26 protein-coding genes and 1 tRNA gene are annotated in these 26,948 nt (G+C 63.7%); 9 read left to right on the plus strand and 18 right to left on the minus strand.

The features are described from left to right. The first annotated feature begins 10 nt into the window (after window positions 1-10). On the plus strand, window positions 11-3,319 hold the full coding sequence (locus tag GAK28_RS17320) for an efflux RND transporter permease subunit (RefSeq protein ID WP_291781986.1): 3,309 nt from the start codon (window positions 11-13) through the stop codon (window positions 3,317-3,319). A 206-nt stretch (window positions 3,320-3,525) separates the two neighbouring features. Here GAK28_RS17320 and GAK28_RS17325 read toward each other — a convergent pair whose 3' ends face one another. Next, window positions 3,526-4,686: an acyl-CoA dehydrogenase family protein gene (locus GAK28_RS17325; RefSeq protein WP_291781988.1), complete on the minus strand. Its 1,161-nt coding sequence runs from the start codon at window positions 4,684-4,686 to the stop codon at window positions 3,526-3,528. Window positions 4,687-4,858: 172 nt separating this feature from the next. Here GAK28_RS17325 and GAK28_RS17330 point away from each other — a divergent pair, with 172 nt between their 5' ends. The 3 genes from GAK28_RS17330 to metH are packed head-to-tail and all read left to right on the plus strand — an operon-like array spanning window position 4,859 to window position 9,566. Beyond that, window positions 4,859-5,785 carry a metalloregulator ArsR/SmtB family transcription factor gene (locus GAK28_RS17330; protein ID WP_291781990.1) on the plus strand — a complete coding sequence of 309 codons (927 nt, stop codon included), beginning with the start codon at window positions 4,859-4,861 and terminating at the stop codon, window positions 5,783-5,785. Between the two features lie 14 nt (window positions 5,786-5,799). Next, complete coding sequence (locus GAK28_RS17335; protein ID WP_291781992.1) at window positions 5,800-6,876, plus strand: homocysteine S-methyltransferase family protein; 1,077 nt, start codon at window positions 5,800-5,802, stop codon at window positions 6,874-6,876. Beyond that, complete coding sequence (metH, locus tag GAK28_RS17340) at window positions 6,873-9,566, plus strand: methionine synthase (RefSeq protein ID WP_291781993.1); 2,694 nt, start codon at window positions 6,873-6,875, stop codon at window positions 9,564-9,566. Before GAK28_RS17335 ends, metH begins: the two co-directional genes overlap by 4 nt. Here metH and GAK28_RS17345 read toward each other — a convergent pair whose 3' ends face one another. From GAK28_RS17345 to pilV, 9 genes are all read right to left on the minus strand, one after another. Next, window positions 9,567-9,899, minus strand: a complete 333-nt coding sequence (locus GAK28_RS17345) for a lipid-A-disaccharide synthase N-terminal domain-containing protein (protein ID WP_291781996.1) — start codon at window positions 9,897-9,899, stop codon at window positions 9,567-9,569. 121 nt (window positions 9,900-10,020) lie between these two features. Next, window positions 10,021-10,095 (minus strand) — tRNA-Val (locus GAK28_RS17350). Between the two features lie 48 nt (window positions 10,096-10,143). Beyond that, window positions 10,144-10,743: a GspH/FimT family pseudopilin gene (locus tag GAK28_RS17355; RefSeq protein WP_291781999.1), complete on the minus strand. Its 600-nt coding sequence runs from the start codon at window positions 10,741-10,743 to the stop codon at window positions 10,144-10,146. Then, entirely contained in the window at window positions 10,743-11,168 is a 426-nt protein-coding gene (locus tag GAK28_RS17360; RefSeq protein WP_291782002.1) for a type IV pilin protein, read from the minus strand. The genes GAK28_RS17355 and GAK28_RS17360 overlap by 1 nt, the downstream gene beginning before the upstream one ends. 16 nt (window positions 11,169-11,184) lie before the next feature. Further along, window positions 11,185-14,727, minus strand: coding sequence for a PilC/PilY family type IV pilus protein (locus GAK28_RS17365; RefSeq protein WP_291782005.1), 3,543 nt, complete (start codon window positions 14,725-14,727; stop codon window positions 11,185-11,187). Between the two features lie 2 nt (window positions 14,728-14,729). Next, a complete protein-coding gene (locus GAK28_RS17370) occupies window positions 14,730-14,882 on the minus strand; it encodes a hypothetical protein (protein ID WP_291782010.1) in 153 nt (50 codons plus the stop codon). Between the two features lie 4 nt (window positions 14,883-14,886). Beyond that, entirely contained in the window at window positions 14,887-15,513 is a 627-nt protein-coding gene (locus GAK28_RS17375) for a PilX N-terminal domain-containing pilus assembly protein (protein WP_291782013.1), read from the minus strand. A gap of 18 nt (window positions 15,514-15,531) precedes the next feature. After that, window positions 15,532-16,872, minus strand: a complete 1,341-nt coding sequence (locus GAK28_RS17380) for a PilW family protein (RefSeq protein ID WP_291782017.1) — start codon at window positions 16,870-16,872, stop codon at window positions 15,532-15,534. Further along, window positions 16,869-17,399, minus strand: a complete 531-nt coding sequence (gene pilV / locus GAK28_RS17385; RefSeq protein WP_291782020.1) for a type IV pilus modification protein PilV — start codon at window positions 17,397-17,399, stop codon at window positions 16,869-16,871. The genes GAK28_RS17380 and pilV overlap by 4 nt, the downstream gene beginning before the upstream one ends. 228 nt (window positions 17,400-17,627) lie before the next feature. On the opposite strand from pilV, the gene GAK28_RS17390 reads away from it, so the two are divergent. Beyond that, complete coding sequence (locus tag GAK28_RS17390; protein WP_291782023.1) at window positions 17,628-17,888, plus strand: hypothetical protein; 261 nt, start codon at window positions 17,628-17,630, stop codon at window positions 17,886-17,888. Window positions 17,889-18,264: 376 nt separating this feature from the next. On the opposite strand, the gene GAK28_RS17395 is transcribed toward GAK28_RS17390, so the two are convergent. Then, complete coding sequence (locus GAK28_RS17395) at window positions 18,265-18,825, minus strand: GNAT family protein (RefSeq protein ID WP_291782026.1); 561 nt, start codon at window positions 18,823-18,825, stop codon at window positions 18,265-18,267. 163 nt (window positions 18,826-18,988) lie between these two features. Between GAK28_RS17395 and GAK28_RS17400 the strand changes: the two genes are divergently transcribed. Continuing rightward, on the plus strand, window positions 18,989-19,423 hold the full coding sequence (locus tag GAK28_RS17400; protein ID WP_291782029.1) for a hypothetical protein: 435 nt from the start codon (window positions 18,989-18,991) through the stop codon (window positions 19,421-19,423). Window positions 19,424-19,429: 6 nt separating this feature from the next. On the opposite strand, the gene GAK28_RS17405 is transcribed toward GAK28_RS17400, so the two are convergent. Continuing rightward, the gene (locus GAK28_RS17405; protein ID WP_291782032.1) at window positions 19,430-20,080 is read right to left on the minus strand and encodes a TetR/AcrR family transcriptional regulator C-terminal domain-containing protein; all 651 of its coding nucleotides are present in this window, start codon (window positions 20,078-20,080) and stop codon (window positions 19,430-19,432) included. Between the two features lie 60 nt (window positions 20,081-20,140). On the opposite strand from GAK28_RS17405, the gene tet reads away from it, so the two are divergent. Next, a complete protein-coding gene (tet, locus tag GAK28_RS17410) occupies window positions 20,141-21,352 on the plus strand; it encodes a Tet(A)/Tet(B)/Tet(C) family tetracycline efflux MFS transporter (protein WP_291782035.1) in 1,212 nt (403 codons plus the stop codon). Here tet and GAK28_RS17415 read toward each other — a convergent pair. Together GAK28_RS17415 and GAK28_RS17420 are read right to left on the minus strand one after the other, a co-directional pair. After that, window positions 21,337-21,585: a hypothetical protein gene (locus tag GAK28_RS17415; protein WP_291782037.1), complete on the minus strand. Its 249-nt coding sequence runs from the start codon at window positions 21,583-21,585 to the stop codon at window positions 21,337-21,339. The two genes, tet and GAK28_RS17415, sit on opposite strands and share 16 nt — an antisense overlap. Window positions 21,586-21,590: 5 nt before the next feature. Continuing rightward, complete coding sequence (locus GAK28_RS17420; RefSeq protein ID WP_291782040.1) at window positions 21,591-21,881, minus strand: hypothetical protein; 291 nt, start codon at window positions 21,879-21,881, stop codon at window positions 21,591-21,593. Window positions 21,882-22,046: 165 nt separating this feature from the next. Between GAK28_RS17420 and GAK28_RS17425 the strand changes: the two genes are divergently transcribed. Further along, window positions 22,047-22,673, plus strand: a complete 627-nt coding sequence (locus GAK28_RS17425; protein WP_291782043.1) for an outer membrane beta-barrel protein — start codon at window positions 22,047-22,049, stop codon at window positions 22,671-22,673. Between the two features lie 55 nt (window positions 22,674-22,728). Here the strand turns inward: GAK28_RS17425 and bla are convergent, their stop codons facing one another. The 4 genes from bla to GAK28_RS17445 all read right to left on the minus strand — a co-directional run bounded on the left by bla (window position 22,729) and on the right by GAK28_RS17445 (window position 26,689). Continuing rightward, the gene (gene bla, locus GAK28_RS17430) at window positions 22,729-23,706 is read right to left on the minus strand and encodes a class A beta-lactamase (protein ID WP_291782045.1); all 978 of its coding nucleotides are present in this window, start codon (window positions 23,704-23,706) and stop codon (window positions 22,729-22,731) included. 88 nt (window positions 23,707-23,794) lie between these two features. Beyond that, a complete protein-coding gene (locus GAK28_RS17435) occupies window positions 23,795-25,045 on the minus strand; it encodes a DUF418 domain-containing protein (protein WP_291782047.1) in 1,251 nt (416 codons plus the stop codon). 138 nt (window positions 25,046-25,183) lie between these two features. Continuing rightward, window positions 25,184-25,639: a hypothetical protein gene (locus GAK28_RS17440; RefSeq protein ID WP_291782049.1), complete on the minus strand. Its 456-nt coding sequence runs from the start codon at window positions 25,637-25,639 to the stop codon at window positions 25,184-25,186. A 741-nt stretch (window positions 25,640-26,380) separates the two neighbouring features. Beyond that, window positions 26,381-26,689 carry a hypothetical protein gene (locus GAK28_RS17445; protein WP_291782053.1) on the minus strand — a complete coding sequence of 103 codons (309 nt, stop codon included), beginning with the start codon at window positions 26,687-26,689 and terminating at the stop codon, window positions 26,381-26,383. Between the two features lie 62 nt (window positions 26,690-26,751). On the opposite strand from GAK28_RS17445, the gene GAK28_RS17450 reads away from it, so the two are divergent. Next, on the plus strand, window positions 26,752-26,948 hold a 197-nt coding region (locus GAK28_RS17450; RefSeq protein WP_291782056.1), incomplete at its 3' end, for a hypothetical protein.

The raw sequence follows: 26,948 nt of genomic DNA on the forward strand, positions 1-26,948 counted from the left end.
GAGTTTCGTCATGCCGAGTTTCTTCATCGACCGCCCCATCTTCGCGTGGGTCGTGGCGATCCTGATCAGCCTGTGCGGCACGATCTCCCTGTTGAACATGGGTATCGAGTCGTATCCGAACATCGCACCGCCGCAGGTCGTGGTTACCGCCACGTACCCGGGTGCGAGCGCGGACACGACCGAAAAAACCGTGACGCAGGTCATCGAGCAGCAGCTGACCGGTATCGATCACCTCCTTTACTTCAGCTCCCAGTCCAGCTCGGCCGGCACGGCGACCGTGACGCTGACCTTCGAGACCGGTACCGACCCTGACATCGCCCAGGTCCAGGTGCAGAACAAGGTGTCGCTCGCGACGCCCCGCCTGCCCCAGGAAGTGACCCAGCAGGGCGTCGTGGTGGCCAAGTCCAACCCCGACTTCCTGATGTTCGTGGCGTTGACCTCGTCCAATCCGGCCATCGACGGCAACCGCCTCACCGACATCGTGTCCTCGCAGGTGCTCGACCAGATCGCCCGTATCCCGGGCGTGGGCAACACCCGCCAACTCGGTGCCGAGTACGGCATGCGCGTCTGGTTGAACCCGGACAAGCTGCGTGGCTACGGCCTCTCGGCCACCGACCTGCGTAACGCGCTCAGCACGCAGAACGTGCAGTTCGCCGCCGGCTCGATCGGTACCGACCCGGCCGTGGACGGCCAGGGCTTCAGCGCCACCGTGTCCGCCGAAGGCCGCTTCACCACGGCCGAGCAGTTCAGCGACATCATCATCCGCGCCAACAACGACGGCACTGTCGTGCGCCTGAAGGACGTCGCCCGCGTCGAGCTGGGTCCGCAGACCTACGGCTTCAACGCGGCATGGAACGGCCAGTCCACCGGTTCGTTCGGTGTGCAGCTGCTGCCCGGCGCGAACGCGCTGGACGTGGCCAACGCCGTGCGCGCCAAGATGGACGAGCTGTCCAAGAGCTTCCCGGACGGCGTGACCTGGTTCGCCCCGTACGATACGACCAAGTTCGTGGTGATCTCGATCGAGGAAGTGGTCTACACCCTCGTCGAAGCGATCATCCTCGTGTTCCTCGTGATGCTGCTGTTCCTGCAGAACTTCCGCGCCACGATCATCCCGACCCTGGTCATCCCGGTCGCCCTGCTGGGTACCTTCCTCGGCTTGTCGCCGCTGGGCTTCACCGTCAACCAGCTGACCCTGTTCGGCATGGTGCTCGCCATCGGTATCGTGGTGGATGACGCGATCGTCGTGATCGAGAACGTCGAGCGCATCATGACCGAGGAGCACCTGTCTCCGAAGGAAGCCACGCGCAAGGCGATGGGCCAGATCACCGGCGCCGTCGTCGCGATCACCGTGGTGCTGGCGGCGGTGTTCGTGCCGTCCGCGCTGCAGCCGGGCGCCTCGGGCATCATCTACAAGCAGTTCGCGCTGACCATCGCCGTGTCGATGGGCTTCTCGGCCTTCCTCGCCCTCTCGTTCACCCCGGCGCTCTGCGCCACGATCCTCAAGAACGAGCACGGCCAGAAGAAGAACATCGTCTACCGCAAGTTCAACGACATCTTCGACCGCGTGACCCACACCTATGCGGGCCACGTCGGCGGCGCGATCCGTCATGCGCCGCGCTGGATGATCGTGTTCGTGCTGATCGCGGTGCTCTGCGGCTTCCTGTTCACCCGCCTGCCCACCAGCTTCGTCCCCGACGAAGACCAGGGCTACGCGCTGGCGATCGTGCAGCTGCCCCCGGGTTCGAGCATCGCGCGCACCGAGAAGGTGATGGGCGACATGCGCGGTATCCTGCTGAAGGATCCGTCCGTGGACGGCATCTTCCAGATCTCGGGCTTCAGCTTCGTGGGTAGCGGCGAAAACGTCGGCATGACCTTCATCCGCCTCAAGGACTGGAGCGATCGCGACCTCACCGCCGACAAGTTCATCATGCAGGCGAACGGCAAGATGCAGGCCGTGCGCAACGCCACGATCTTCGTGGTGAACCTGCCGACGATCCGCGGCCTGTCGCAGTTCGGTGGTATCGGCATGTACCTGCAGGCCCGTGCCGGCCAGTCGCGTGCCGAGCTCACCCAGGCCCGCAACATGCTGCTCGGTGCCGCCTCGCAGAACCACGCGCTGGTCGGCATCCGCCCGAACACGCTGGAAGACGCTCCGCTGCTGCAGTTGCACGTCGACCGTACCCAGGCACAGACCATGGGCCTGTCGGTCAGCGACATCTACACGGCGATCCAGCTCACCCTGGCTCCGGTGTACGTCAACGACTTCTCCTACGGCGGACGCGTGAAGCGCGTGATGCTGCAGGCCGACGCGCCCTACCGCATGGGCACCGACGCTTTCCAGCACATCTTCACCCCGAGTGGCCTGGCCTCGACTTCCGCCTCGTCGTCCGCGACGGGCGGGTCGGTCGCCAGCACCTCGACGTCCACGGACAACAGCATGATTCCGCTGTCGTCGGTGGTGTCCTCGAAGTGGGAAATGGCGGCGCCCAGCCTCACGCGCTACAACGGCTACTCGGCCGTGGAAATCGTGGGTAACAATGCGCCGGGCTATTCCACCGGCCAGGCGATGAACATCGTCGAAGGCATCGTCAACGACAAGCTTCCGAAGGGCTTCGGCTACGACTGGACCGGCCAGTCCTACCAGGAAATCCTTTCGGGCAACTCGGCCACCATGCTCATGGTCCTCTCGATCGTGATCGTGTTCCTCTGCCTTGCCGCCCTGTACGAAAGCTGGTCGATCCCGGTCGCCGTGCTGCTGGTGGTGCCGCTGGGCATGCTGGGTACCGTCGTGTTCTCGATGCTGCGCGGCCTGCCGAACGACATCTACTTCAAGATCGGCCTCATCACCGTCATTGGTCTGGCGGCGAAGAACGCGATCCTGATCGTGGAATTCGCGGTGGAGCAGCAGCAGTCGGGCAAGACCCTGCGTGACAGCGTGATCGAAGCGGCCCGCTTGCGTCTTCGCCCGATCCTGATGACCTCGCTGGCCTTCATCCTCGGCGTGCTCCCGCTCGCGATCTCCACCGGTGCCGGCGCGAACTCCCGCCACGCGATCGGTACGGGCGTGATCGGCGGCATGATGTTCGCCACGTTCCTCGGTCTGCTGCTGATCCCCGTGTTCTACGTGGTGGTTCGCCGCATGCTGGGCGACAAGCTGGACGAGGTGTCGCACAAGATGCCGCACCACGGCGATGACGGCCACGATCCGCACGGCGGCGGCAACGCCCCCGGCCCGGTGAACACGGGTCCGCATGCGCCGAACGTCGGCGACGTGAGGGCCTTCGATTCGGACCCCCGACGGGGCACCGACCGGCCGTAAGTGACACGAAAAAGCCCGGCGAAAGCCGGGCTTTTTTTATCGACGTCGGATGCTGCCGCCTCGTTGTTGTAGGAGCGCGCTTGCGCGCGATCCCGCGATAGCGGGCCAAGTTGCCGCTGCCGCTGGATCGCGCGCAAGCGCGCTCCTACAGGCCACAAAAAAGCCCCGGCAAAACCGGGGCTTCGATGTCCACCGACAAGCGCCGCTTAGCGCAGGCCGGTTTCCGCGCGTGCGATCACGAGGCGCTGGATCTCGCTCGTGCCTTCGTAGATCTCGGTGATCTTCGCATCGCGGAAGTAACGCTCCAGCGGCATTTCCTTCGAGTAGCCCATGCCGCCGTGGATCTGCACCGCCTGGTGGGTGATCCACATCGCGGCTTCCGAGGCCACCAGCTTCACCATCGAGGCCTCGGTACCGAAGCGACCGCCGGTCTTCTCGACCTGGCCCTTGGTCCATGCCGCACGCAGCGTCAGCAGCAGGGCTGCGTCGAGCTTGCACTTCATGTCGGCGATCTTCGCCTGGGTCATCTGGAAGGTACCGATCGGCGAGCCGAAGGCCTTGCGATCGCGCGACCACTGCAAGGTGGCCTCATAGGCAGCGCGTGCGATGCCCACCGCCTGCGACGCGATGCCGATGCGGCCGGCGTCCAGCACGCCCATGGCGATGGAGAAGCCCTTGCCTTCCTGGCCCAGCAGGTCTTCCTTCGGGCAGATGTAGTCGTGGAATTCGATTTCGCAGGTGGCCGAGGCGCGGATGCCCAGCTTCGGCTCGGTCTTGCCGGCCAGGAAGCCCGGACGCTGCGTGTCGATGACGAAGGCCGAGACGCCCTTGGCGCCGATGCCGGGCGTGGTCACGGCGAACAGTACGATGTAGCGCGCCACCGGACCCGAGGTGATCCAGCTCTTCTTGCCGTTGATGACCCAATCGCCGTCGGCGTTCTTCACCGCGCGGGTGTGCATGTTCGACGCGTCGGAGCCCGACTGCGGCTCGGTCAGCGCATAGGCGCCGATGGCCTCGCCCGACGAGATGGCGCGCACGTACTTCTGCTTCTGCTCTTCGGTGCCGTTCTTCAGGATGCCGTTGCAGAACAGCGAATTGTTCACCGACATGATGGTCGAGGTGGCGGCATCGGCCGCGGCGATCTCCACCATGGCCAGCACGTAGGCCACCGGGTCCATGCCGGCACCGCCGTATTCCTCCGGCACTTCGATACCCATCAGGCCCAGCTGGCCCATCTCCCGGATGTTGTCCAGCGGGAACTCGCCCTTGGCGTCCAGCTCGGCGGCCACGGGGGCGATGCGCTTCTGGGCGAAATCACGAGCGATGGACTGGATCGACAGTTGGTCGTCGGTAAAGCGGAAATCCATGGGTACTCCTAGCGCCGGCCCGCAGGGCGGCAAAGTCTTTGGGGTAGAGACAAGCCCGCCATTCTAACGGTCGTTTGAGTCCTTGCCGCGCCGCAGCGCAACATGCGGCCTTGACGCTACGCCGGGCCGGCCTCATCCTTATGTATCCCTGTATCGCGATGAAAGGATGAAGATGGACCTGTCAACGGCCTCGACCGTGCTGCGCCTGTTGGCGGATCCCACCCGCGTCCGCCTGCTGGCCCTGCTCGACCGCGAGGAGTTGACCGTGGCCGAATTGGCCGCCGTGCTCCATCTCGCCCAGCCGCGCGTATCCACCCACTTGGCCAAGCTGAAGGAAGCGGACCTGGTCCGCGACCGCCGCGCAGGTGTGTCCGCCTATTATCGTGCCAACGGCGAAGCCGATCCCACCCTTGCCGCGCTCGTGGCCTCGCTGCGCGACACGCTCAGCGACGCCTTGCTCCGCGAGGACGCCGAACGCCTGCCCGCCGTACTCGCACAGCGTGCGCGTAGCGAGGGCTGGGCCGATACGGTGGCCGGCGACATGGAGCGCCATTATTCACCCGGTCGCACCTGGGAAACCCTGGGCCGCGCCCTGCTCCAGTTGCTGGAGACCGGCGACGTGCTCGACATCGCCTCGGGCGATGGCGTCACCGCCGAGCTGCTCGCACCGCACGCCCACTCCATCGTCTGCATCGACAGCTCCGATCGCGTGGTCGAGGCCGCACGCCAGCGCCTTGCGCATTTCCCCAACGTGGAGGTGCGAATTGGCGACATGCATGCCCTCGATGTCGGCACGAAGCGATTCGATCTCGTGCTGCTGATGCATGCGCTCACCTATGCGGAGCATCCGGACGAGGTGTTCCGCCAGGTCGCCGGCGTGCTCAAGCCGGGCGGTCGCGTGCTCGCGGTGACGCTGGGCGAGCATGACCATCGCGCCGTGGTGGAACCCTTCGATCACCGCAACCTCGGCTTCAACCCCAAGGCGCTGTCCAGCCTGGCCAGCAACGCCGGCCTCGACGTGGTCAGCTGCGAACGCCTCAGCCGCGAACGCCGCGCGCCGCATTTCGAGGTCATCAGCCTGCTCGCCCGTAAAGCCTGACCCGGAGCGATTCCATGAGCACCCTGCCCTGGCTCCATCCCGATCGCGTGGCCCTCATCGAGAAGGGCCTGTCCGAGCGAATCATGATCCTCGACGGCGGCATGGGCACCATGCTGCAAGGACACCGACTGGACGAAGCCGGCTATCGCGGTGACCGCTTCGCCGGCGGTCACGACAGCCTGCACGATCACGACCATCCGGGTGAGTGCAACCTCAAGGGCAACAACGACCTGCTGCTGATCACCCAGCCGGACATCATCCGCGGTGTGCACGAGGCCTACCTGGAAGCGGGGGCCGACTTCATCGAGACGAACACCTTCAACGCCACGCGCGTCAGCCAGGCCGATTACCACCTGGAACACCTAGTGCCGGAGCTGAATCGCGACGGCGCGCGCATCGCCCGCGAGGCCTGCGACGCGATGACGGCAAAAACGCCGGATCGCCCGCGCTTCGTCATCGGCGTGCTCGGTCCGACCAGCCGCACGGCATCGATCTCGCCCGACGTGAACGATCCTGGCTTCCGCAACATCGACTTCGAAACGCTGAAGGCCAACTACATCGAATCGGCCCGCGCCCTGATCGAGGGTGGCGCGGATACGATCATGGTCGAGACCATCTTCGACACGCTCAACGCCAAGGCCGCGCTGTTCGCGCTGTCCGAACTGTTCGACGAACTCGGTGCACGCGTGCCGGTGATGATCTCCGGCACCATCACCGATCGCTCCGGCCGTACGCTATCGGGACAGACAGCTGAAGCGTTCTTCTACTCGGTGGAACACATCCGCCCGCTGTCCGTGGGACTGAATTGCGCGCTCGGCGCGGAAGACCTTCGTCCCCACGTGCAGATGCTGGCCCGCATCGCGAACGCGGCGGTAAGCACCCACCCCAACGCCGGCCTGCCCAACGCCTTCGGCGAATACGACGAAACACCCGAAAGCATGGCCTCGACGATCCGCGATTTCGCCGCCAGCGGCCTGATCAACATCGTTGGTGGCTGTTGTGGCACCACGCCCGCCCATATCGCGGCTATCGCCGCGGCCGTGGCGCCCTATCCGCCGCGCGTCCGCCAGGCCACCGACCAAGCCGCATGAGCATTCGCTATACCCGCCTTTCCGGCCTCGAGCCGCTGGTCCTCACCCCGGACCTGAACTTCATCAATGTCGGCGAGCGTACCAACGTCACCGGCTCGGCCCAGTTCCGCAAGCTCGTCAAGGAAGGACGCTACGAGGAAGCCGTGGATGTCGCTCGCCAGCAGGTGGAGAACGGCGCCCAGATCATCGACATCAACATGGACGAAGGCCTGATCGATTCCGAGGCGGCGATGACCCGCTTCGTGAACCTGATCTCCTCCGAGCCCGACATCGCGCGCGTGCCGATCATGGTCGACTCCTCGAAATGGAGTGTGATCGAAGCCGGCCTGCGTTGCTTGCAGGGCAAGGGCATCGTCAATTCCATCTCGATGAAGGAAGGCGAGGCATTGTTCCTCGAACATGCCCGCAAGGTGCGCCAGTACGGCGCGGCCGTCGTGGTGATGGCGTTCGATGAAGCCGGCCAGGCGGACACGAAGGAGCGCAAGATCGAGATCTGCTCGCGCGCCTACGAACTGCTGGTCAACGACATCGACTTCCCGCCGGAAGACATCATTTTCGATCCGAACATCTTTGCGATCGCGACGGGTATCGAGGAACACAACAACTACGCCGTGGACTTCATCGAAGCCACCCGCGAGCTGAAGCAGCGCTTCCCCGCGTCGCACATCTCCGGCGGCGTCTCCAACGTGTCGTTCTCGTTCCGTGGCAACAACCCGGTCCGCGAAGCTATCCATTCGGTGTTCCTGTACCACGCGATCGCCGCCGGCATGGACATGGGCATCGTCAATGCCGGCGCCCTGGCGATCTACGATGACCTGCCGGACGAACTTCGCGAGCGCGTGGAGGATGTCGTACTCAACCGCCGTCCCGACGCCACCGAGCGCCTGCTCGACGTCGCCGACAAGTACAAGGGCGGCAAGGGCGGGGCCGTCGTGGAGTCGGCCGCGTGGCGCGAAAAACCGGTGGTAGATCGCCTCAGCCACGCGCTGGTCCATGGCATCGACCAGTACGTGGTCGAGGACACCGAAGAAGCACGGCAACAGGCCAGACGCCCGCTCGACGTCATCGAAGGACCGCTGATGGCCGGCATGAACGTCGTCGGCGACCTGTTCGGCGCCGGCAAGATGTTCCTCCCGCAGGTGGTGAAGTCGGCCCGCGTCATGAAGAAGGCCGTCGCGCACCTCATCCCGTTCATCGAGGAAGAAAAGAAGAAGACCGGCGACGCGGGCAAGAGCAACGGCAAGATCGTGCTCGCCACGGTCAAGGGCGACGTCCACGACATTGGCAAGAACATCGTCGGCGTGGTGCTCCAGTGCAACAACTTTGACGTGATCGACCTGGGCGTCATGGTGCCCACGCAGAAGATCCTCGACACGGCGCGCGCCGAGAACGCCGACATCATCGGCCTGTCCGGCCTGATCACGCCGTCGCTGGAAGAAATGAGCCAGGTTGCTCGCGAAATGCAGCGCCAGGACTTCCACCTGCCATTGATGATCGGTGGCGCCACCACCTCCCGCGCGCACACCGCGCTGCGCATCGAACCACACTACAAGGCGCCCACCGTCTGGGTGAAGGATGCCTCTCGTGCCGTGGGCGTGGCGCAGTCGCTGGTCAGCAAGGACCTCATCGACGACTTCATGACCAAGGTGCGCGCCGACTACGCGGAAGTGCGCGAGCGGCATCGCAACCGCGGATCGGGCAAGCAGCTCGTCGCACTGTCCAAGGCGCGCGAGCAGCGCTATCGCGGTGACTGGGAAAACTACACGCCCCCTGCCCCGCGGACGCCTGGCATCACCGTGTTCGACGATTACGATCTCGGCGAACTACGCCGCTACATCGACTGGTCGCCGTTCTTCAACGCATGGGAGCTGGCCGGCAAGTTCCCGGACATCCTCACCGACGAGATTGTCGGAACGCAGGCCAGCGAACTGTATCGCGACGCCCAGAACATGCTGGATCGCTTGATCGCCGAAAAATGGCTGACCGCCAAGGGCGTCATCGGCTTCTGGCCGGCGGCACAGGTCGGCGACGATATCGAGATCTACGCCGAACCCAGCCAGCGCAAACCCAGGGTGACGTTGCGCCATCTGCGCCAACAGGTCGACAAGCCCGTGGAACGCCCGGATTTCTGCCTGTCCGACTTCGTCGCACCGAAGGACACGGATGTGCAGGACTGGATCGGCGGCTTCGCCGTCACGGCGGGTATCGGCATCGACGAACATGTCGCGCGCTTCGAGGCGGACCACGACGACTACTCGTCGATCCTGCTCAAGGCGTTGGCCGATCGCTTCGCCGAGGCATTCGCCGAGCGCCTGCACGAGCGCGTACGCAAGGAATTCTGGGCTTACGAGCCGGATGAAGCGCTCGACAACCATGCGCTTATCGCCGAGAGCTATCGGGGCATCCGCCCTGCCCCCGGCTACCCGGCCTGCCCCGACCACACGGAGAAGCGGACGCTGTTCGACCTGCTGGATGCCACGGCGAACACCACCGTGGAACTGACCGACAGCTTCGCCATGTATCCCACGGCCGCCGTCTCGGGCTGGTACTTCTCGCATCCCGACAGCCAGTACTTCGTGGTGGGTCGCCTCACCCGTGAACAGATAGACGACTACGCCAAGCGCAAGGGCTGGGATCGTAGCGAAGCGGAACGCTGGCTGGCCCCCTACCTCGACTACGACCCGGATTGATCAGTTGTCTTCCGGACCGCCGGGCTTAACCGTTTCCGCCGTGTCCTTGTGCTTCAGGTGCGCGAACACGTTGTAGAACGACACCAGCATCGGGAAGGCCGTCTGGATGATGCCCACCGAATCGTTCTTGCCCCAGATGAAGTAGGCCAGGGTCAGGATGCTGCCGCTGGCCGACAGGTACCAGAACGCCATCGGCACGGTGACCTTCTTGTTCTTCTTGGTCGCGTAGAACTGGACAAACCAGCGCGCGGTGAAGAGCAACGTGCCCAGCAGGCCGATGATCTTCCAGGGGGTGATGGTCAGCAGGTGGAGATCGGCGAGAGCGTCGTGCATGGCGGTATCCGTCGTCGTAACCGGCGCATTGTAAGCACCGGAGCTGGCTGGAGGCTTAGCGGTGCCCGATGGCATGTGGGCAAAAGAAAACCCGGCACGGGGCCGGGTTTTCGAAATTCGATGGTGGGCGGTACAAGGATCGAACTTGTGACACCTGCCGTGTGAAGGCAGTGCTCTACCGCTGAGCTAACCGCCCATCGAGCGCGCCATTGTACGTAGATGACAAGGGGGGGTCAATACTTTCTCAGCTGGCCGTGCAGACCGCGCTGACGGCCAACTTGGTGCTCGCGACCGACCCAGAGACACCCAACGCGATCCTGGCCCCGGGAACATCCGACGTATTCACGCCGTTGCCCGTCTTGGTGCCGGCCAACCGGGCGCAGGCGACCATGTTCATCGCCGTACGCGTGCCATTGGGAACAGGCAGCCCCGTCTGACCGAACGTGACAATGTTGCCATCGGTGGCCTGGACGGACACGTTGGTCTGTGCCGGCCCTACCCGCAACAAGACCATGCCCGCTGTGGAGGCGTTGTAGGCCTGGTTGGCCCCCGACGCCGAGGCGTTATACGCATAGACGATGTACCCGGCGTCATAGTTCACGCCACTGGTATCGCAGGACGTACCGGTCGAGCTACGGCAGATCGAGACGAACTGATGCCTGTTCGCCGCCTCGGCCCTCGCGAACTGCATATCGCCGATGATGCTGTTCACCACGCTGCTCACGTAACTCTTTCGCGTGACGGTGCGCAGCGTCGGAACGGCGATGGCCAACAGCACCGCGATCACCACGATGACGACCATGAGCTCCAGCAGCGTGAAACCACGGTGCAGCCGGCCTTTCATCACCAGCACCGTCCGTTGGACGTCGTACCGGACTGGGATTTCACGCCGATCGAATCCAGTGTGAGGTTGCCGCAGACGTCGGATTTCTGGGCGAGCAGCGGCGCAGCGGTGAGCACGTAGCCCGTGGAGAGCGAACCGCCTGTCGGCGCCGCAATACTCACCTGGTAGTAGCCGTTCACGCTAGTGTCACTGGCGAATTTGAGATCCGTGGTCATGCTCGCGGCGTATTTGTTATACGTAGCGTAGTAGCGCTCCTGCGCCGTCGCCGTGCGCAACAGCAGCTCCTGCCCCTCGCCTCGGCGCGCGCGGTACGTATAGCGCGTGTACTGGGGATAGGCGATGACGACAAGCACGGCGGCGACCGCCACGACGATCATCAACTCGATCAGGGTGAAACCAAGGATTCGAGGTCCGAATCGACGCATGCGATGGTTGCTCCGATCAGTAAGCATTGTTCAGCTCCCGCCACGAACGCCGGCGCCAGATGGCGTCACCGATGTTGAAGGTGCCCGCCGGATTGCCGCTGCTGTCTGTGATGGTAAGGCCCGGCAACGCGATCTTACCGCCACCGACTGCCGTGGCCGCGGGCAATGCGCCGGTCACCGGGACATTGCTCACTCGTACGCCCGCCTGCGTGAAACCTGCGCCCAGGTTGGCGGAACCCACGTTCACGCCACTGGCCGCTCCGCCGGTACCCGCATCGACCACCATGATCGCTCCCTTGCGGACGGGTGCACAGGGGTCGGTGCTGCCCGGGATAAGCGACGTGATGATGGCGCGACCGCTGTCGAACAGAGCCGTGGCGTCGACGACCACCCGCTCTCCCTTGTTGGTCTGGCTACCTGGCGAGCCGGTGAACAGCGTGAAATACCAGCCGCCGATGCGGTTTCCGTTAGTGTCTGTAGCCGGCACAGGGTTATTCGTCAGGCCACGCACATTGTTGCTCTCGGTCAATGTCTGCGCCACCAGGGGCGTCGAGCCTTCGATGACCGGGGATGTGCTTCCAGGCCCACCGTCGCGAATACCGTAGACGTACTGCGTGCCGGCGCTGTTGTCCGCCGTGTTGTCGCTACCCCCCAGGTACTTGCCGGTACCGAAGATCACCATGAAATAAGACGATGTCGGATTGGCGAACAGGCGAGGCATCACCGTGATCGGACGCCCTCCCTGATTGGACGAGTAGAACGCCAGCGACACGCTCCACTTCGATGAATCGCTGTTGGAAAGATCGAAGCGCCACAGGTTGCCGCGGAGATCGCCTGCGAATGCCACATCGTCGATCTGGTCGTTGTCATAGTCGCCAAGCACGGGCGACGACAGACCGTAGCTGATGATTTTCCCGGACACGCCCGAAACACTCGTCGGTGTGACCAGCTCCCGGATCACGGCGCCGGTCTGTGCGTCAAGGACGAACAACGAACTTTGAGTACGGGTGGAAGCCGGATCGTTCGCGTACGTCGAATAAGGTGCCGCGCCCGTCGCCTGGGGAAAGTAACCAGACGGCACGAGGACAACCCACTTGCCGTTCGCCAGGCGACCAATGTTGGGCTTGCCATAGGTGTAACCCAGGTTCGCACCCACGGTAGCGCCGGTCGAATCGGTACTGGTATTCGTGAACTCCCAAAGCACCTTGGCGCCGGCGTTGGCCTCGCTCGCCGAGGCATCCGTGATGTCCAGCGCATAGATACCGCGCCCTCCCAGGCGAAGGCCACCTACCAGAATGGAGTGCCAGCCCTGGTTGCTGCCCGTACTGAAGAACACATCCCTGACCACGGGTGTGGCGTCTACGGTCGGAACGAAAGTGAAGTCGGAACGCGGAGTCAGGTAGTTCAGTTTGTCGTACACGCTAAACGGGACATAGGCCCAACGCTCCGCACCGGGCGACGGCGTGACGTCGACAGAATCCGCCGATGTGGCGCTGGTCGTGGCATCGAAGGCGTGCAACATACCGTCGTTGGCGCCTACGTAGATCGTGGGTGCCCGTTTGGCATGATCGGAGACGAACTTCTCATAGCTGTACTTGAGAGCGGTACCGTCTGCCGTCAGCGTCGCTTCGGGCGATCCGGTCGGGAAGGTATCGGTATATCCACTGGCCGGATAAGCGACGTAGACCGACTGCGAATTGATGATCGCACCCAGCGTGGAGGTACGGCGACGGAACGTGGTGCCTTCCTTGCTGGCATCGCCTCGCAGGTAGGCAACCTTGTTGGCTCCGCTGCTGGCGCTGTTGAAACTCGCATCGACCCCGTTCATCGCGGTGGAGATGTTCGTCCAGCGGAAGGCCGTGCCATTCCCCGCATCCGGCGCCGTGCTGGTAAGGATCACGCGCGTGTCCGTGCCCTTGGCGCGCGAGGTCAGCAGATCGCCCGCACTCCACAGCTGGCGCCCGATGGTTCCGTCGGCGCCAACCAGGTTGGCCACCAGCGAACCGCTCCAGTTGGAACTGTCGAAGCCCGTCTGGTAGGTCACGCCCGCACCCGTCAGCACGGAGCTGCTCAACGCACCCGCCACCGCGGACGTGCTACGGGAAATGATGCGTGCCAGCAATTGGTTCAGGGCGTTGCCGAGCGCGGCCGGATCGCGGGCGCTGAAGTACTGGCCACGACTATTGATCGCGGAATGCCACGTGTCGTCGATGTCCGTCAGGTCACCGTTGCCGCTACCCGTCGGCTGCGGCCAGGACACCGTACCGGCGCGAAGACCGGCATAGTCACCGGGAAAATTGAGTGCACCGTCGATGCCCAGCGCAATCATGAACTGCACGACGTGCGGCCAGCTCGCCGAGTCGTTCTTGGGATTGAAGTACAGCGAGGCCGGAGGTGTGCCCGTGCCGTCCCAGTTGACCGTATTGCCATTGGCATCGGTGTAATCCACGTACGAGGTCGGCACGCCCAGCTTGGGCTTCGTACCGTTCACGAAGTCGGGACGCAGGTTCGTCGCCCAGTAATGAAAAGCAATATCGGACAGGGTCGAGTACGACGTGTTCGGAACATTCGCGTAAACGGCGGACAACGGATCCGAACTGCTGCCTGAGTAACTCACGCCATCAGGAAGGGTGAGCGCCATCCGCGTATTGAGCAGTTTCTTCTTGGTAGTAGCGTCCAGATCGCTGCCATTCCAGTAGCCGTCGGTCACGAGCAGGCTGTAGTTCAATCGACAGGTCAGCTCCATACCCGAGGACGTGGGGCCGATATTCGGCTCCCAGTAGGGATTGGTATTGTTGGTGACGCCGCTTCCATAGCCGAAGAGGTCACCCGCGCGATTGATCGCGACTCGGGTCGGCGTGCCGCCACTCGCCTTGACCTGGTAAAGCCAGGTGAAGAAGTTGGTGCGGGCATCCCCCGTGAAGGCATCGAATGTGGTCTTACCCCTGCCGAGAACGTAATTTCCATCATTGAGGTTCTGGTAGACGACGCGAATGTTCGTACCGAGGCTACCGAACACATTGGCGATAGCCGAACGCGTCATCAGGTTGCGGGTACGATAGTACGAGTACCAGTTGGCGAAGTTCTGCTGGACGGTGCTCGACGCACTGTTGATATAGGTAACGCTGCATCTCGAGTCGCTACCGACGGAGGGACAGGTCCAGTAGAACCCGCCGCCATTGGAATAGCCTGAGGCGTAATCGGAGATACTGAAAACACCGCCGCTGGTCGGTGCACGTCCCGATGTGGTGTTCGTACCGAAGCGATAGGTGAACGATTGCGAAAGGTCGATCGTGCCACCACAGTTGGCCGCGTTGCTTCCCGGTTTGTTCGCGCAGACGCCGTCGTACCAGGCGCCCGTATAAGATGCGTTCTTGAACCGCGAGAGGCCATCGGCCGACACGGGTGGCGTGTACGTAATCGCTGGATTGTAGTAAACGAAATTCGTCGTCGACGAATAGTAAAACCGCGAATCCTGGTCGTCATCCAGCGTATCCGGCAGTCCCGTCGAACCCATCGAACCCGAATCATCGAAGGTCACCGCGATATTGGGCGACACGGCTACCGTGAGATCCGGGGGGCCGTGCTCAGGTCGGTGGTGTAGTACACCGTGGCCGTCTGCGCACTCGTCGGCGCCGTCGAACCACCGAGCAAGCCGAGCGCCAGGGCCGTCAGCCCCATGCCGATGCGCGAATACTTGACCAGAAGCTTCATGGGTTCAGTCCGCCTTCGCGGCAAAGGTGGTTTCCAGCACGCGGATGGCGTTCTCGTTGTTACCCATACCGCGCGCCGTGATGCGATAGACGTGTCGGTTGGTGCTGGTATAGCCGGTGCCCGTGGCGCCGGTGGCGCCCGATTCGTGCTGCATGCCCGCGTTGGGCGGCAACTCGAGACCGAGATCTTCGATGATGTAGACCGGATTGTTCTTGAGGCCAAACGTGCCATCACCGGACGCAGCGGTGTAATCCACTGGCTGGTAGGTGGTGGCACCCGTGGTGACCCACCCCGTCGAACTGCGGAACGTCTGCACCGTCGCATTCGGCGGGTTGGCGGCATAGGCGTAGCAGGACGCAAGGGCACCGGTGCCGCAAACCATGCGGGTGGCCGGGTCCGAACTCGCCCGCCACAGGCGCCACTCGGCGCCACGCAACGCGGATTCCGCGCTCCACTCCGCCAACTGCGAATTGCGCAGTCCGCCAGCGAGCTTCTGCTGCAAGAGCGACGTTCCCGACGCGCTGATCGCCAGGATGGTGATCAACAGCAGGAAGATGAGCGCGGTGATCAACACGACGCCCCGCTGGCGGCGCGACGGAAGGAGATGCCTGGGAAGGTAACGATGATTCATGGCGTGATCGCTCGCCGCTTACGGGTTGTAGTTGCGCATCATCACCACCGTGCTGAACTGGCGGCGAATCATGGGTAGGGCAAAGCCCTGCGTCGCGGGCGAGATCCCCCCGGTTCCCCGCTGGTCGGGGGCGACCGGCGTGGTGTTGCCCTCCGGGGAGTAGGCATAGGCGAGGTCGGGGCCCTGCAAGGTGTAGAGAGGGGTCTGGCCGTCCATCAGGATGTTCACCTCGATGGTCTTCAGGGCGCGCCACAGGCATCCCATGTCCGTGGCCGTGGCACCCTGGGCCCCCGACGGGCATGGAATCGTGGCGCCCGCGCGCGAGTCGACATCGGCCGCGGACAGATAGTGCAACAGGCCATTCTGGTCTTCGACGCCGTAACGGAAGTCGAGACGTTCGACGCCACGGACGATTTCCTGGCAGGTCGCGCCGATGCCACTGTCGCAGCGCATCAGGGCACCGGTCTTGATGCCGGTCGCCGTACCGTCGTCGCTCACAACCTGAAGGAAGTAGGTGACGGTACGAAAATCGGTGCTCAGACGAAACAGGCGCGGCGCCGATTGCGGCTTCAGCGCCCGCGGCGCGCTGAAATTGACCTTGTTGTCGCCTGGCACGAGGTTGTTGCTGCCGGTGGTCTGGAATATCTGTGCGGTGGAGCAATCGGCAAGCATGACGAGATCGCCGTCCTGGATACCGGTAGGGCTAAGTTCGCCCACCGAGGGCGAGGTATTAGGTACCAGGGTGATGTGATCGATCGTGCCATCGTTCTTCGGCACGATGACGCTGTTGCCGCCGATGGCCCAGCCGCGAGCGGAGTCCACATAGCGCATCTGGAACACCGCGCCGCCCATCACTCGCGACCCGACGTCGGTGCCCATCACCGGCACGCCCATGGCAGCGGTGGGCGGGCTGGAGGGCGTGCACGCGGCCACCGTGCAATCGAATCCGCGCATGAAGAAGAACGAAGGCAGGTTGTAGGCGGCCGTTGGCTTGACCGGATACGGAGTGCCCCACGGAGTGGTGTTCTGCGGGAAGGTCAGGTTCATGGCCAGCACGCGAGGGGTACGCAGTGAATCGAGCGCGACGCCGCTGGTGGCCGCAAGGTTGGCGATACCTCCCGTGCTACTGCAGTACTGTGCGCCGGCCATCTTCAGGTCGGCACTGATCCGGTTGATCGCATAGCGCCCCTCCTCCTGCAGACGGGCCATCTGGTTCTGCGCCCGATTGCTTGACGAGGTGGACAGGAACAGGGTCACGATGCCCCCGGCGACGATAAGACCCAGCACCAGGGCGACCATGAGTTCGATCAAGGTCACGCCGCGCTGGCGGCGGTCGGTGGAAAGACGCGCCAGGATCATGGTTCGAACACCCAGGTGAAGGATTGCAGGTTGCTGGACGTCGTCTTGTCGTCCCCGCCGGTGAAGCCACGCTCCGCCCAGGTAATCGACATCGTGCAGGTACCGCTGTAGGGCGGCCGCATGGCGTACTGGCCGGTCGGGTCGAAGCCGCTGGCCTTGACGCAGCTGATGGATGTCGTGCCGACGGCCGGCAACTGCTGACTCCACAGGATCTGGTCGCGCAGCGCTACGTCGGCCGGTTTGCAGCCGTTGGCCGCGTCGCAGGCAGGAGCGTTTCCGGTGATCGGATACTTGGCGCTGTCGTAGCTGGCGTTCCACAAACCGACAGGGTTCGCCCGCATGCGGTCGACCATATTGTTAGCCAGGAAGGTCACCTGCGTCCGCACGTAGGCTGTGGTGTTGGCGCGGGTGGCGGTGATCATCAGCCCACCCAGGCCGATCAGGCCGATCGTGAAGATCAGCACCGCGACCAGCACCTCGATGAGCGACACGCCACGCTGGACGCGCGGCGACGGAATGCGATTCACCCTGGATCCCCCAAAGCCATACGTTTGAGCGACACGTTAACTGAACGAGGATCGCTCTCCGAGCCTGGGCCGACGTGCAGTCAGATTCCTCCGACAAGCGGCACGGCGGCCCATCGGAGCCGCCCGCGGCGGCGCCGGGCTGAACGCCGACACCCGGACGTAGCCTCGGGATAACAAAGCGGTCACGCAGCGCCAGCCAAAATACGCAGGCTACGAAGGAGTCGTTCCGTGCTCGCGCAATATGTCTACACCGCCGCCGAAGTGTTGATCCGCATCGTCCGCCATGGCCACCGCTGGCGGGCCCTGCAGGGCGAACGCGAGGTCGGCCGCTACGAGACCCCCGAGGACGCCGTCCGCGGCCTGCGCGAGGCCATGCCGGCCCAGCGTATTCCGCGTCGACTGGGCGACTGGCGCTTCATCCCCGCCGCCCCGCTCGGTCACCTCTCACCGCCCAGCCCGGCCGCCATGGCTCGACTGGCATCCGCCTGACCCGCAGGTCCGAAGGCGCGCGTCCACCGCGCGCTTGGCCTGGGCGAGGATGTCGCTCAGTTCATCGCGGTTCCTGATCGCCCCATTGGCGTCACGAACGGCCACCGATTCCACTTCCACGTCTTGGAGCACGAGCGTGTAGCCGCTCTCGCTGCAGAGGATGTCGTATCCCCTGTAGTGCACTGGCGTTTCCATGATGTCATCCCGCGGTCGTTGGGCGACCGAATGAATTTCCGGCCGCCGATCGTTCAGGTGGGTGCCGATGCGTCCCCTCGCCATCGTGTGTCGCACCCGCCCCATGAAGATCGTGTATGCATTTCCGGCGATCGGCAGCAATACTGCGACAAATTGCCGTTTTAGCGCATTGTCTGTCGCATCAACGGGAGGACGAGCGCCACTCCCGCGCCAACATGGCGAAAATCATGTCATCGACCCATTCCCCGCGGAAGAAGTAGCTTTCGACATGATGGGCCTCCTGACGAAACCCCAGGGACCGCAGCAGCGCGATGCTGGCCACGTTGCGCGGATCGACCGAGCCGACCGCACGGCGATATCCCCAGTCACCGAACGCGGCGTCGAGCATGGCGCTCATCGCCTCGCGCGCGTAGCCCCGCCCCTGCCGGTCGGGACGCAGGGAGACACCGAACTCGATCGCGTCATCGGTACTCGCGGGGAAATGCACGCCGAGGTCACCCAGCAACTCGCCGGTTTCCCTGTCGCGTACGGCGAGCTGCGCCCAGCTGTCGGGCTCCCGGAAGCCTAGCGAGGACTGCTCCGCGATGAACCGTTCCGCCTCGGCGATATCGGCCGGACGCCAGCCCTGGTATCGGGCGACCGCATCGTCACCCCGATACGCGAAGAGCGTGTGCGCGTCGTCGGGTACGAGGGCGTCGAGATGAAGTCGGGTCGTGCGGAAAGTGTCTCGCGTTGCGTCCATGTGCAAGCCTTTGGCCGAAAGCGCTGAAATTAGCACTTACCTGCCGGCCCGCGATATGCGTCGTATCTCTTTACGCAACCGTTACCCGGAAAGCGCCCCATGCGGGCAGCTTTTTTACGGGACGCCCCCGGATACTGGACTCCCTTCCCCACGAGTCGCCCCGATGTCGATCGTCGTCATCACCGGTCCATGCCAAACCCACCCCTCCCACCTCGCCGAGGGCGCCATGTGGCGGTTGTGGGAGCGCGCGCAGGCGGCCGGCGTGGACTTGCTCTGGCGTCCGTGCAACGACTTCATCGAACTGACCGGTCACCTGGATCGCTCGCCCATCGACCACGCCGAACTGGTGCTGCTGGATGTGGATGCCGCCGATGTTCCCGAAGCCGAAGTGGTACCGCTTCGCCGGGCGCTGGCCGCACTCGACGTCCCCTACATCGAGATCCACGACGGCAGCGACGAGACCGATGCCTCGATGCTTGCTCCAGGACACCCCTCGCTGGTCAGCGTAGTGGTGCCGGGTAACGCCATGGCCGGTTACGACATGGCGCTGTCCATCGGCCTGCGCTACCTCGGCGCCCAGACCCGCATGGCTGCCTGACCGACGTCAGGCCTTTTCCTGGCGACGCCGCATCGCGGCTTCCGCCCCATCCACCAGCAGCGTTACCGCGCTGGTGAATGCCTCCTCCGGATCCGCTTCGCTGACCGATACCCACCCCGCGCTGAGCAAGGGGTGGTTGGTCGCGTCCGGCATGTCGGCCGAGACGACACGCGTTGGCTCGGCCTGTTCTTCCAGCACCCAGCCGACCACGAAACGCCCGGTCGCCATCATCAGACGCACGGCTTCTTCAGCCTCGAAACCTGCCGCTCGCAAGAAGACCATCTTGGCCTCGATACCGCTGAAGTCACCGGGTCGGGGGCGGGTACCCGCATGAAGGCGGGCACCATCGCGATAGGCCAGCAGCGACCGCCTGAAACTCAGCGCATTGGCCAGGAACCACGTCCGCCAGTCGGTGCCGGATGTCGGCGGCGGCGAATCGTGATGCTCGCGCCCTATCCGCTCGGCCATGGCCTCGAGCAAGGCCTCCTTGCTGGGAAAGTGCCAGTAGAGGCTGGGTGAGCGCACCCCGAGATACTCGGCAAGCCGACGCGTGGTGAGTGCGTCGATACCGATATCGTCGAGCAGAACCAGTGCTCCGCTCAGAACATCGTCCTTGCTGAGTCGCCGGGCGGGACGGGAGGTTTTGGTGTCAGCCATACCCTATCGATGATAGATAAAGTATGCCATGCTGTCTCCCTATCATTGATAGATAACCGTATGCGCCTCGCCATTCCCGTCATCCTCATCGCGATCCTGCTCGATGCCGTCGGGCTGGGTCTCATCATGCCGATCCTTCCCGGGCTGCTGCGGACCCTGGCACCTCCTGGCACGCAGACCTTTCACTACGGCGGGCTGCTGGCCGCCTACGCGCTGATGCAGTTCCTGTGCGCCCCGATCCTCGGGGCGCTGAGTGACCGCTTTGGCCGGCGCCCCATCTTGCTGCTGTCGATGATTGGCGCGGCCGCAGACTATGTGTTGATGGCCGTCGCCCCCTCCCTCGCCTGGCTGTATGTGGGACGCCTGATCTCGGGGGCCACCGGCGCGAACATGGCCGTCGCCACCGCCTCGCTCACCGACCTGACGCCCCCGGAAGGACGTGCGCGCCGTTACGGCCAGCTGGGTGCGATGTTCGGCCTGGGCTTCATCGCCGGCCCCGTGCTGGGTGGCCTGCTCGGCGACTGGCACCTGCGCGCCCCGTTCGTCGCTGCCGCGATCCTCAATGGCGCGAATGCATTGCTGGCCCTGATCTTCCTGCCCGAATCCCGGGCGGCTGACGATCGCCCGGCGCTCTCGCTGAAAGCCGTCAATCCGTTCACCGCCCTGCACCGCCTTTCAGGTGGTCCCCGCCTGCTTCCGCTGGCCTGCGTGTTCGCCCTGATCAGCTTCGTGTCGCAAATACCCGGCACGCTCTGGATCCTCTACGGCCAGGATCGCCTCGCCTGGTCCCTGTCGGTGGCCGGATTGTCGCTTGCGGCGTACGGTGCCTGTCATGCCATGGCCCAGGCCGTCCTTACCGGTGCCGCGGTGAAGCGGCTTGGCGAGGCGGCCGCGCTGCTCGCCGGACTGGCTGCGGAAATCGTCGGCATGCTGCTCATGTCGATCGCGACACGTTCGTGGATTCCCTTCCTTGCGCTGCCGCTGTTTGCCGCCGGCGGCATGGCGATGCCCGCCCTGCAGGCACTGCTGTCACGCGAGGTAGACGACGCCAGGCAAGGAGAACTGCAAGGCGTGCTCGCCAGCGTCATCAGCCTGACGGGCATCGTGGGGCCATTGCTCGTCAGCGCCGTCTACGGGTGGTCACGCGGATGGTGGCCGGGCGCGATCTGGGCGTTCGGCGCGATGTTCTACCTCCTGGTGTGGCCACTGCTCGCCTGGCGAGCACGAAGCACGCCGAACCCCGCGATGGCAGGCGCTCAGGGGGAGCGATAGGCCTCCAGGCTTGCGACTCGCGCGCAGACATCGTCGGCCACGTCGTCGAGCGACGCCGAACTTCCCAGCATCTCTCCCGCAGGCAAGCCGGTACCCGGAAAGATGGCGTGCCAGACGGCACGCGAAGCGTCTTCGTCCTTCCCCGCGGTGACGGCAGCGAAGACGGAGCGCCCTGCCCGATCCTTGCAGCGAAGCCAGAGACGCACGGGTTTGGGCAAGGAATGCATATCCACGGACCTCAAAGACTCGATTCGTCGTCCAGCCATCCATGGCGCAGATTCATCGCCCACTCGATGTCACGCGCCATACGGTCGTCGATATCGGCTCCTTCGATGATCTCGGCCAGATCGAAGGGATGGATGCCCAGCGAAAGAGCCTGCGCGCCGATGCTGGAAGCGCCCTCCCGGCGCAGCTCGTCCAGGATCACCCCAAGCCTGGCGCGGCGGAGCAATGGGAGATCCTCGTGATGGAAGGGTTTGGTCACCTGTCCGAGTCCCCCTTGCGCTGGCTCGTTCAGGTGATAACGCAATCGGGAGAAAACCCCCTACGTCTCCAGGCCCAAAGAGCTGAACACTTACTGATGCCCGACGACCTTGTAGGAATGCCCCTACATGAATTCGGGAAGTGCCTGTCTAAGATGCCCCTGTCGCGACAGCTTCACGCGACATTGACAAAAGACAGGAACAGGGAATTCATGAAAAAGCTGAGCTTGCTTGCCGCCACCGCCATAGCGGCACTCGTATCCATCTCCATCGCGCATGCGGACAACAGCGGCGTCTTCGTCCAGGCAGACGCAGGTCGCACGACCGTGTCCACCAGCAACGGAAAATTCTCCTTCGGAGTCTCCGGCGGTTATCGCTGGGCGGTCGCCCCCTCCTTCGCCCTCGGCGTGGAAGCCGGCTATGTGGATCTGGGACATCGCAGCAATACGTATAATTACAGCCTGAACTACGGCCCCCACAGCCTTTCGGGTACCTCACGCAATCGCGGTAGCGTCAAGGCGGCCACCTTGGGCGTCAACGCCAAGTGGGACATGTCCGAGACGTACTTCCTCATGCTGCGTGGCGGCATCGCACGCTACCGCCTGAACAACACGACGAAGTCCTACAGCGTCTCCGATGGCGTGTCGTACAGCGATAGCGATAGCGATATACACAACAGCACCCGATACTACGTCGGCGCAGGCTTCGGTATGCATCTGATGCCGAACCTGGACCTTCAGGTCACGTACGACCATTACGCCCCCCGTTACAGCACCTACGGCTATCACCTCTCCCCGAAGCTGAACTCCTGGTCCGCCGGCGTCGAATACCGCTTCTGATCCACGCGCGGCACCCTGAAAGACGACGGTCGGCTTGCCCGGCCGTCGATCCATCTCACTGCATGGTGGCGGCAACCAGCCCGCCTACTTCCGCGAAAAGCGCATCCGCTTGCTTGGACGACATCTTCGCGTCGCTCAACAGCAGCACGACGATCTTTTTCCGCCCATCGGGTGCGGTCACGATACCGATGTCGTTCCACGCGGTGAGATGATCGCGGGTCGAAGGACCGGTACCCGTCTTGTCGGCGATCTGGAAGCCGGCTGGCAGACCTGCGCGGATACGGTTCGGGATGACCTGGGCGGTCATCATGTCCAGCAATCGTTTCGTCGAGGTCGGCGACACCATGTCTCCCGCCTGGAGGCGACGCAGAAACGCGCCGGCCGCATCGAGCGTCGTCGAATTGAGCTTGCCGGCCACGACCGCCGCGAAGCCCTTCGTCAGGCGACGATCCTGCTCGGCCTCCGAGATATCGTCGGGGTACTGTTCGCCCGGCTTGAGATCGTCAAGTACTCGGCCGAGATCACGCTCGCCCATGTCGATGCGCATCCCATGCACGCCCTTGCCTTCGAGATAAGCCGTCACGACCTTGCCGCCGCCCAGGACACGGATCAGGGCATCCACCGCCGTGTTGTCGCTTTGCGTCACGGCCGCATGCAGCAATTCGTCGATCGTGAGATCGAGCGACCCCGACTTCAGGCGCACGCCCACCGAGGGAACCGCCGATCCGGGAACCACATCGGCGGGAGTCAGGTGCACCTTCTTGTCGAACGACAGCTTGCCCGCGTCGATCTGGTCCAGCACAGCCGCCGCCACCGGCGCCTTGAACACGCTCATCATCAGGTAGCTGCGGTCGTCGTTCACCTTGATGGTGTCGCCCGTCACAGGATCCATGACGAGAATGCCCAGCGTACCGGGCCGGGCTTTCTTCGCCACCTGCTCGAGCGAGGTACGAAGGTCGACGGCGGACGTGGCGGCCAACGCCGTGCATGTCGCGAGCGAGAGGGACAGGCCACACAGGAGTTGCTTGATCATCGGCAAAAATCCATTGACGGAAACCCGCATAGACTGGGTGGACGAATGGTCGCGCCAATGGCCGAATGCTGGCGATTTCCGGGCGCGCCTAACGTGGCGTCCGGATGGGGACACGACGACCGTAGGTAAAGCAACGCCAGACCCATTCGAACGGCCCCATGTCGAAACGTGACATCCACAGCGGTGACCAGATCAGTTGAAGGCACCAGACGCCGACGACGATAGCCCACAACACCGGTCGATCGACCTGCCCCATCCAGCCACCACGACCGCCGTAGAAGATCGAGGTCATGATCAGCGACTGGGTCAAGTAGTTGGTGAACGCCATGCGCCCGGCCGCTGCGATCGGTGAAAGCAGGCGCGCGGCCCCGGCCCGTATGAGCAGGATGAGGCCCGCCGCGTAGCCGAGCGCAGCCCAGGGCGACACGATCAACTGAAGGAAGTGACCGCCGACGACCGGGGATGCGAGGATGTCCTGTTGCCAGGTCAACCAGCACACGAGCGCCAGGGCCAGGGCGCCGACGACAACCAGTACGCGATAGCGACGATCAGGCCACGCGCCTGCGAAGAAACCATACTTAAACAAGGCCAGGCCGATCATCATCAACGCCAGGGTCGACGGCACCAGGTCGATATCGCCACGCAACAGCTTCAGGTAGGCCTGCGTATTGGCCCGATACGCCCCTTCCCAGGATGACCTGGCGTCGTCGATCTGTGCCGCGATACGGGCCCTGTGTTCGGCCTGCATATTCGCCGCGTGCTCCGGCGTGACACTCGCGGTCGCCTGGGCAGGATGCGGATACAGATCAGGGAATTCCCGAACGGACATGGCCAGGAATAACGCGAGACCCACCGTCATCAGCGTTCGCGGCTTCCACGAACGGCAAAAGAACATGATGCATCCCGTGACGGCATACAACGAAAGGATGTCACCCCACCAGATGCCGAACCCATGCAGCATGGCAAAGAAGAACAACGTGATGAGCCGCCGCCTGAGCAGGCGACCACGCACCGGATCGTTTCGTTCGCCTCCGACGAGAAACAACGACACACCGAACAGCATGGAAAACAGCGTCACGAACTTCTCGTGGAAGAACGCGTCCATGAACCAGTACGAGAAGGCAGTCAGGCCTTCGTTGGGAAACGGCCAGCTTTCCGGCTTGAGCGAGGCGGAGATAGGAACCGCGTAGCCATCCGCGTTGACCGCGAGAATGCCGAGGATTGCGATGCCACGAATCAGGTCGAGCGACTGGATTCGAAGCTTGGGTTTCGTAGAGGCGGCTTGCGCCGTGATGGATGACATGTCGAACCGGTACCAACGAGCGAAACAAGCGGGCATGTTTCATCCGCCCTCTCCGCTCAACATGTGCCGGATGGACTATCGGTATCTCTTAAACGTAGCGAACGACCATAAAACAAGGATGGTCGCAGCACGTCCATCCATGAAGAGGCCACGCCTATCGTGCCCCATGCGTCCTCAGTATCCCGAATTCGTCGACAAGGCCTGGCAGGTCGAATCATGCTCGGGATGCGCGTTGGCCGCGCACGCGGAGCGCGCTTCCTGCAAGCCTTCCGTCACCCGGTGGCTGCGGCCGGGCGCGTTGTAGGGAATCTCCGCGTTTCCTGGTGCATGCCACGAAGGCGTCGACGGATTCGCGGCGGATTCGATCGGCGTGATGGCATGCGGCGCTTCCCACGGCGTACCCGCCGTCTGATTATCGCGCTGCTTGATGAGCTTTCCGTACTCGTGCTTCTGCTCCGGGCTGGCATTCTGGATCATCGCGTTGAGTCGACGGGTTTCTTCTCCCGTGGATTTCATCCGCTTCAGATCCTTGTCCACCACCTTGCTCGCCTGCTCCTTCTGCTCGGGCGTGAGCTGGGCATGGGCGGAAAAGGTAGCCACGAGAACAAGAGCCATTATCAGACGTCGCATGACGAATATCCTTGGCAGCCGGTAGAAGGAGCTTATCTTCCCCGCGCCTCATCGATGCGCTGCGTGTCTCCGGGCGTTTATCCGCTACTAAGCCTTGGCATTCATCCCCGGTATGACAACCGCTAATTCGACGCCTGATGCAGGATCGCGCTCACGACGACACCCGCTGCGCAGGCCGTCGCGTTGTTGCCACTTGAGGAGCAGACGGGACCGGGCGGCGACTGAGCGGAAGCCGGCCGATCGTATGCGTAGTCGTGATTCGTGGTGGCGCACCCGGCAAGGGCGACCAAGGCAAAGCAAGCAAGAATGCGCATGAGACTCCCCGGATCTGTTCAGGAAATCCTCCCCTGATTTCCTCGCCTTGTCTGTAGGGCAATACCTACACCAGCAGCACGCATCGTGGCTCGCAATCTACCGACGCACACGCTCGGAACGGTGTTCACCCCGCCCGGCAAAGCCGTGCCGCGCGCCATGTCCAAGCGTGAAAAGCGGGTACAAAAAAACCAGCGTTTCCGCTGGCTTCTTTGTGCCTCAAGGACTCGTCTGGACGCCCTTGGACTGATCTATGGTGCCGGAAATAGGAATCCAATTTTGGCTCTGCCAAGCCATTTCTGCCCATGCATGTGCAAAATATGTGCAGATTTTCCAGCTCGGTCTTGTTTAAGTCGAATCCGAGAACTGGTCATGGAATGGCCTACAACCCGCATTCCTACGCGGTTTGCTTATTTAATCGCAAAGCACCTACTGATCGGGCCCAAGCTTCTGGAAGTTGTCCCAGAAGGCCCGGCGCTCAGTCCGAAGCCGGTCGATGTCTGGCAGGTGGTAGGAGAGCCAACGCTCCACCATCCGCCGCCCCTGGGCCTCTGACCCCACGTAGGCCTCCATGTGCCTCATCCAGTCCGCCGTAGGCATCACCCGGCTCAGATACCGCCCATCTGGCATGGGCCTCACATAGCCGACTTCCACCCCATCGATCGTGCCGACCATGATGTCCGACCCCATCAGGGCCGGACGCCAGATGATCTCTACGGTGAGGGCTCGGTAGGGCATTAGCCCAGCCTACGCCGGGGCGGTCTCAGGCGGTGGGACACGCCCGGCGGTATGCTCCGGCCATGACCCACCCCAACGAAGCCGCGGTCCTGCAGTTCGCCAGCATCAACGCTGAGGCGGAGGCCATCGGGTATGCCGTGCTGGCCAGCGACTTCGAGGAGGCCCGGTTCCGCGCGCACTTGGTGGCGAGCCTCGCCGAGGATCTCGGGCTAAGCCCAATCGTCGACGCGGCGCGCGATGTTGAGTTGCGCCTCGGGCG

Source organism: Luteibacter sp., from assembly GCF_009912395.1.
Taxonomy (GTDB): Bacteria; Pseudomonadota; Gammaproteobacteria; order Xanthomonadales; family Rhodanobacteraceae; genus Luteibacter.

Excerpts from the sequence above, each read along its gene's own strand:
- bla (WP_291782045.1), bottom strand. The coding sequence starts at position 23,706 with ATGATCAAGCAACTCCTGTGTGGCCTGTCCCTCTCGCTCGCGACATGC.
- GAK28_RS17400 (WP_291782029.1), top strand. The coding sequence starts at position 18,989 with ATGTCGATCGTCGTCATCACCGGTCCATGCCAAACCCACCCCTCCCAC.
- GAK28_RS17330 (WP_291781990.1), top strand. The coding sequence starts at position 4,859 with ATGGACCTGTCAACGGCCTCGACCGTGCTGCGCCTGTTGGCGGATCCC.
- tet (WP_291782035.1), top strand. The coding sequence starts at position 20,141 with ATGCGCCTCGCCATTCCCGTCATCCTCATCGCGATCCTGCTCGATGCC.
- GAK28_RS17335 (WP_291781992.1), top strand. The coding sequence starts at position 5,800 with ATGAGCACCCTGCCCTGGCTCCATCCCGATCGCGTGGCCCTCATCGAG.
- GAK28_RS17395 (WP_291782026.1), bottom strand. The coding sequence starts at position 18,825 with ATGGACGCAACGCGAGACACTTTCCGCACGACCCGACTTCATCTCGAC.
- GAK28_RS17355 (WP_291781999.1), bottom strand. The coding sequence starts at position 10,743 with ATGAAAGGCCGGCTGCACCGTGGTTTCACGCTGCTGGAGCTCATGGTC.
- GAK28_RS17375 (WP_291782013.1), bottom strand. The coding sequence starts at position 15,513 with ATGAATCATCGTTACCTTCCCAGGCATCTCCTTCCGTCGCGCCGCCAG.
- GAK28_RS17360 (WP_291782002.1), bottom strand. The coding sequence starts at position 11,168 with ATGCGTCGATTCGGACCTCGAATCCTTGGTTTCACCCTGATCGAGTTG.
- GAK28_RS17380 (WP_291782017.1), bottom strand. The coding sequence starts at position 16,872 with ATGATCCTGGCGCGTCTTTCCACCGACCGCCGCCAGCGCGGCGTGACC.
- GAK28_RS17405 (WP_291782032.1), bottom strand. The coding sequence starts at position 20,080 with ATGGCTGACACCAAAACCTCCCGTCCCGCCCGGCGACTCAGCAAGGAC.
- GAK28_RS17435 (WP_291782047.1), bottom strand. The coding sequence starts at position 25,045 with ATGCCCGCTTGTTTCGCTCGTTGGTACCGGTTCGACATGTCATCCATC.
- GAK28_RS17345 (WP_291781996.1), bottom strand. The coding sequence starts at position 9,899 with ATGCACGACGCTCTCGCCGATCTCCACCTGCTGACCATCACCCCCTGG.
- metH (WP_291781993.1), top strand. The coding sequence starts at position 6,873 with ATGAGCATTCGCTATACCCGCCTTTCCGGCCTCGAGCCGCTGGTCCTC.
- GAK28_RS17445 (WP_291782053.1), bottom strand. The coding sequence starts at position 26,689 with ATGCCCTACCGAGCCCTCACCGTAGAGATCATCTGGCGTCCGGCCCTG.
- GAK28_RS17440 (WP_291782049.1), bottom strand. The coding sequence starts at position 25,639 with ATGCGACGTCTGATAATGGCTCTTGTTCTCGTGGCTACCTTTTCCGCC.
- GAK28_RS17320 (WP_291781986.1), top strand. The coding sequence starts at position 11 with ATGCCGAGTTTCTTCATCGACCGCCCCATCTTCGCGTGGGTCGTGGCG.
- GAK28_RS17370 (WP_291782010.1), bottom strand. The coding sequence starts at position 14,882 with ATGAAGCTTCTGGTCAAGTATTCGCGCATCGGCATGGGGCTGACGGCC.
- GAK28_RS17325 (WP_291781988.1), bottom strand. The coding sequence starts at position 4,686 with ATGGATTTCCGCTTTACCGACGACCAACTGTCGATCCAGTCCATCGCT.
- GAK28_RS17425 (WP_291782043.1), top strand. The coding sequence starts at position 22,047 with ATGAAAAAGCTGAGCTTGCTTGCCGCCACCGCCATAGCGGCACTCGTA.